The sequence below is a fragment of the Microbacterium sp. NPDC003461 genome (genome assembly GCF_053588335.1).
The window spans coordinates 1-5299 of the sequence record NZ_JBSFPT010000052.1 but is presented as its reverse complement, the minus strand read 5'-3'; the positions used below and the strand labels follow the sequence as shown (position 1 = coordinate 5299).

Genomic DNA, 5299 nt, shown 5'->3' with positions numbered 1-5299 from the left:
TGTAGGAGATTCCTCGAAGGATCACACGGTGACCGCGCCCACGTTCACGACGAGGCCGACCACCGAGCAGTTACACCACTATGCGGGACGCCACTTCGCAGTGACGGCGAGCGAGGTGACATAGGCGCTGGGCTGCCGTTCCCGGTGAGCGTGCCTTCGGTCGTATCGCCGGAGGCGACGTGGGGACGCGACAGCGCGGCGAGGAAGGTCGTCTTGGCGTTGGAAGACCACGCACTTCCATACCTGCGGAGACTCTCTCGGTGGCATCGACCTGTCAGCACGCGTTGGGTGCGGCATCGACGAATCGACGGCACGATGAGCGCGGCTTCTTCCAGGGCTCCGCAGACGCGAGCATGCTCCATTTGCTGAGTCTTGAGAAGTGATACCGCGGCCAACCAAAAGTGCTAAAGAAAGTGCTACGCAACTTGTAGGTCGGGGTATCGCGGTGGAGTTATCCACAGGCCACATGCCGCAAGTCGTTGATTTAATGCGGCAGAACGCTCGGTCGAGACTCACGGCGCTCGGGGGTCGAGGTCAGTTCAAGTCCCCCCTCGCGCACAGAACGAAGAAGGACCCGGCCGAGCGGCCGGGTCCTTCTTCGTATGCCGAGGGAGTGGGGGAGTCACTTCTCCGGGGGATCTCCGTTGCGTGAGGAGGCTCAGCGCCCTCCCGGTAGGTTGGAGCGCATGGCCCGACCCGAGAACAGGCCCGAGAACGAGGTGCCGGAGGTCGCGCGGATCGCCGCGGACCTGATCCGGATCGACACGACGAACTACGGCGGCGGCAACGCCAAGGGCGAGCGCGAGGCCGCCGAGTACGTGGGCGCGTACCTGGAGTCGCTCGGCCTCGAGCCGGAGTACTACGAGCCGATCCCGCGCCGCACGAACGTCATGGCGCGCGTGACGGGCCGCAACCCCGACAAGCCCGCGCTCGTGCTGCACGGGCACCTGGACGTCGTGCCCGCCGTCGCGGAGGACTGGTCGGTCGATCCGTTCGCGGGGGAGATCCGCGACGGCATGCTGTGGGGCCGCGGCGCGGTGGACATGAAGAACATGGACGCGATGATCCTCACGGCGGTGGCCGACCTGCTGCGGGCGGGGGAGCGGCCCGAGCGCGACCTCATCCTGGCGTTCTTCGCGGACGAGGAGAACGGCGGCGTCGAGGGGTCCGCGCTCGTCGTGAAGGACCGCCCGGACTGGTTCGCCGGCGCGACCGAGGCCATCAGCGAGGTCGGCGGGTACACCATCCCGATCGGCGACCGCAGCGCGTACCTGCTGCAGGTGGGCGAGAAGGCGCTGATGTGGATCAAGCTCATCGCCCGCGGTCGCGCCGGGCACGGCAGCCGATTCCACCCCGAGAACGCCGTGACGCGGCTGTCCGAGGCGCTCGCGACGCTCGGCCGCGTGGCGTGGCCCGTGGAGATGACCGCGACCACGAGCCAGCTGCTGGAGGGCATCGCCGAGCTCAGCGGCGAGACGAGCACCGATCCCGACGTGCTGGCCGCGCACGCGGGGCCCGCCGAGGCGTTCATCAAGTCGACCTTCCGCACCGTGTCGAACCCGACCGGCCTGACGGCGGGCTACAAGCACAACGTGATCCCGGATCGCGCGGAGGCGACCGTCGACGTGCGCGTGCTGCCCGGCACGGAGGACACGGTGCTCGCCGAGATCCAGCGGATCGTGGGCGACGACATCGAGATCGAGATGGTCGTGCGCGACATCGGCCTGGAGATCCCGTTCGCCGGCCCGCTCGTCGACGCGATGGTCGGCGCCCTCGGCCGCCACGATCCGGGCGTGCCCGTGCTGCCGTACCTGCTGGGCGCGGGCACCGACAACAAGGCCCTGTCGCAGCTCGGCATCGACGGCTACGGCTTCGCGCCGCTGCGCCTGCCCGCCGACCTGGACTTCACGGGCATGTTCCACGGCGCGGACGAGCGCGTGCCGGTCGACGCGCTCGCGTTCGGGCAGCGCGTGCTCGCGGACCTCATCCGCTCGTACTGACGGATCCTCCGGAAGTCTGACGAGACGTCCGGCACCCGTGACCTAGAGTCGACTCTCGTGCAATACATCGAGGCGCTCATCCTGGGGCTCGTGCAGGGCCTGACGGAGTTCCTGCCGATCTCGTCCAGCGCGCACATCCGCGTCGTCGGCGAGTTCCTGCCGTCCGCGGCGGACCCCGGCGCGACCTTCACGGCGATCACGCAGATCGGCACCGAGCTGGCCGTGCTCGTGTACTTCTGGGGCAGGATCGTCACGATCATCCGCAAGTGGGCGCTGTCGCTGGCCGGCAAGGTCACGAAGGACGACCCGGACGTGCGGATGGGCTGGCTCGTCATCATCGGCACGATCCCGATCGGCATCCTCGGCTTCACGCTGCAGGAGTACATCCGCGACACCTTCCGCAACCTGTGGCTCGTCGCGGCCGTGCTCATCGGCTTCGGCGTCATCCTGGGCCTCGTCGACCGCTACGCGCGGCGCGACCGGACGATGGACGAGGTCACCTATCCGCACGGCCTCACGATCGGCGTGGCGCAGGCGCTCGCGCTGGTGCCGGGCGTCTCGCGCTCCGGCGCGACGACGACGGCCGCGCGTGCCCTCGGCTATGACCGCACCTCGGCGGCGGAGTTCGCCTTCCTGCTCGCGGTGCCGGCGGTGTTCGCCTCGGGCCTGTGGGAGCTGCGCGAGGGCCTCCAGACGGGCGACCCGGGTCCCTACGGCTGGGGCGGCACGATCCTCGCCACCGTCGTGGCGGGCGTGGTCGGCTGGGTCGTCATCGCGTACCTGATGCGCTACCTCAAGACGGGCAGCTTCCTGCCGTTCGTGATCTACCGCGTGGCACTCGGCGCCGTGCTCATGATCCTGCTCGCCACCGGCGTGCTGGCGGCATATTGATTCGCGCCGGCCCGCACATGGCCGGATGGTGCGCCTCTGACGACGTCATCCTGGAGCCCGACGGTGAGCACTGAGCCCGAGGCCATCGACACCGAGCGCGAGCGACCACATGGACCCTCGCGCCCGACGAGTTCGCCGCGACCAAGAACCGCGCTGCCAAGATCAGCGCCCGCGCGATCTCGGCACAGCGCTCGCCGCGGTACGCCGAGCTCTGGAGTGCGATGGGGATCTCACGGCCCGCCGTGCGGTGGGTCGTCGACGGGTTCGACCTGTCACGGCCATGAGCGCCCGGTGTACGCGGCTTCGTTGCTGCAGACCAGTTCGCTCAACACGCGCCGCCGGACCACCACGCAAGAACTCCGGTTGGCGATCGCGGTGTCGATCGAACGCAAGAATCACCGGCAACGCGAGCAGGATCGCTGCGGTGGATTGACGCCGATCGAATACGACGACAGACTGACCCCCGACCGCGAGTCCTCGCGGCCTACAACCGAGTGTCACCTACGGCTGCATCGCGCCTATCACTTGGCGGATTCAGTCTCGACCCGCCGCATGAACTTCAACCCAGAGCAGCGTGCCTGAGGTCTCAACGCGTGGAGGCGTATCATGACTGACATCTATGTCCAGCGAACCCAGCAGTGGATCAACGACGCCTACGTAGGCAACCCGGATACGCCCGACATCGGCCCGGTTGCCGTCGATGGCTACACCGGGTGGCAGACCGTGACGGCATTGCTTCGGGCGCTTCAGTACGAGCTCGGCATTACCAACCGGTCGGACGCCTTCGGGTCGACGACCCTGTCGTTGCTCACCGCGATCAGTCCGATTAACAACAGCACGTCGAATAAGAACATCATTCGCATCGCGCAGGGCGCGATGTACTGCAAGGGTTATGCCGGCGGCGACGGACACATAACCGGCACGTGGGAAGCTCTTGCGATCGCTGGCATGCAAGATCTTCGTGGCGACATGGGCCTGACCGCAGGTAACGGTGATATCGAGCCGAAGGTCTTCAAGGCGCTCTTGAACATGGACGCTTTCGAGCTCGTCAGTGGGGGGACATCGTTGGTGCGGTCGATCCAGCGATCACTCAACGGACGGTATCTGAATCGTCGTGATTTCTACGTCGTTCCCACCGATGGACGGTACACCGGTGACCTGCAGACAGCGCTGATATACGCGGTCCAGTACGAGCTCGGCCTCGCTGATGGTGTGGCGAACGGAAACTTCGGTCCGACGACGAAGGCACAGCTGGGTAGTCAAGCGAACCTGTCCGCGGGCTCGACCGACACGACGAAGTACTTTGTGCACTTGTTCCAGGCTGCCCTCATCGTCAACGGATATCCAGTTTCATATGACGGAGCTTTCGGTTCTGGCACACAGGCCCAGACGTCGGTATTCCAGAACTTCGTGGCACTTCCGGTAACGGGAACCGCGAACGTCCAGACCTGGGGATCGTTACTCGTGAGCTATGGCGACGCGGATCGACCGGGTACCGGTGCAGACTGCGTCTCCACGCTTACGACGTACCGTCTCTCAGATCTTCGCGCGGCGGGTTACACCCACTTCGGCCGATATCTCACGAATACTCCGGATAACATCCTCGACAAGTGCATCAAGGCCGGAGAGCTGTCGGACATCTATACGGCAGGCGGGAGGCTGTTCCCGTTGTTCCAGACCGGAGGTGGGACGATCGCCCACTTCACGGCTGAGCGCGGGAGGGAAGTGGGGCAGGAAGCTGCCAGCGCAGCGTGGGCGTACCGAATCCCCGCGAATACGATTATCTATTTTCTCGGTCGATTTCGACGCGACGGATTCCGAGATCATCAACGCGGTTATTCCATACTTCCAGGCCATCCCGGAGGGGCTCAGTCGTATGGGTCGCACCTATCGAATTGGCGTGTACGCACCGCGGCGCGTCTGCCACCTGCTAACAAACGCGGGTCTCGTGGTAAGCTCGTTTGTCTCAGACATGTCCGCGGGATATGGCTCGAACAAGGCGCAGATTCTGCCTGAGAACTGGGCGTTCGATCAGATCCAGACGAAGTTCGAGGGCAGCGGCTCGGGTCTCGTCGAAATCGACAAGAACATCGTGTCTGGGCGCTACTCGGGTATTAACACATTCGCGCCGGCGTGGGGTGTCGGGGACGATCCCGAGATCGATTGGCGGGGTAATCCGGATGCATGGGATGCCATGTTCGAGGAAGCGTATCGCGACACCTACGAGCACGAAGGCGCGATCCAGCAGGCGTACAATGCGGCCAACAAGGAGAATGTCAAGGGCAACGTTCTTGCCCTGGATCCGTACATAACCGGCTCTTCGGACATCCGGTGGGGGTCATGGGGTGAGTCCGCCGGCGGCGAGGAGCATGCGGAGCCGGTAGTTGTGCCGGTTGCGGTAGCCGCGG

Annotated in this window: 4 protein-coding genes and 1 pseudogene; all 5 read left to right on the top strand. The window is 65.6% G+C overall.

Annotation, left to right across the window (positions count from 1 at the left end; genetic code table 11):
- Positions 1-686 precede the first annotated feature (686 nt).
- Positions 687-2000, top strand: a complete 1314-nt coding sequence (locus ACWDR7_RS12920; RefSeq protein ID WP_449855304.1) for a M20/M25/M40 family metallo-hydrolase — start codon at positions 687-689, stop codon at positions 1998-2000.
- Positions 2001-2057: 57 nt separating this feature from the next.
- Positions 2058-2891 (top strand): undecaprenyl-diphosphate phosphatase, encoded by an 834-nt coding sequence (locus ACWDR7_RS12915; protein WP_449855303.1) that lies wholly within the window; start codon positions 2058-2060, stop codon positions 2889-2891.
- 306 nt (positions 2892-3197) lie between these two features.
- A complete protein-coding gene (locus ACWDR7_RS12910; RefSeq protein ID WP_449855302.1) occupies positions 3198-3473 on the top strand; it encodes a hypothetical protein in 276 nt (91 codons plus the stop codon).
- A gap of 24 nt (positions 3474-3497) precedes the next feature.
- A pseudogene (locus ACWDR7_RS12905) lies at positions 3498-4670 on the top strand (glycoside hydrolase domain-containing protein); the annotation flags it as partial.
- Positions 4576-5299, top strand: a 724-nt coding sequence (locus tag ACWDR7_RS12900; protein ID WP_449855301.1) for a glycoside hydrolase domain-containing protein, incomplete at its 3' end; no start/stop codon positions are given. The pseudogene ACWDR7_RS12905 and the gene ACWDR7_RS12900, both read left to right, overlap by 95 nt.

Coding starts and splice junctions, on each gene's coding strand:
- ACWDR7_RS12920 (WP_449855304.1), top strand. CDS start 687: ATGGCCCGACCCGAGAACAGGCCCGAGAACGAGGTGCCGGAGGTCGCG.